This is a genomic window from Paraburkholderia sp. SIMBA_053, assembly GCF_046534895.1.
GTDB classification, from domain to species: Bacteria; Pseudomonadota; Gammaproteobacteria; order Burkholderiales; family Burkholderiaceae; genus Paraburkholderia; species Paraburkholderia caledonica.
Genome location: NZ_JAWRXU010000735.1, coordinates 1 through 270 on the forward strand (window position 1 = coordinate 1; position 270 = coordinate 270).

The window sequence follows — 270 nt, forward strand, 5'->3', positions numbered from 1 at the left end:
TCTTCATCGACCCGCAGAACGACGTGCTGAGCCCGACGGGCAAGAACTGGGGTGCGGTGGGCGCTAGCGTCACGGAAAACAGAACCGTCGAAAACATGTTGAGGATCTTCAAGGCCGCAAAAGCCGCGAAAGTCAATGTATTCATATCTCCACATTACTTCTTTCCGACCGATCGCGCATGGAAGTTCAACGGTCCGCTGGAAGCGGACGAGTTCGCAACCGGTACGTTCGCGCGAGAAGGCGCTCTGAACCTCCAGGGATTTGAGGGCT

The 270-nt window shown here is 56.3% G+C and carries 1 pseudogene; it reads left to right on the forward strand.

Features of this window, described 5'->3' with window-relative positions:
• Window positions 1-270: pseudogene (locus SB753_RS37525) on the forward strand (cysteine hydrolase); the annotation flags it as partial.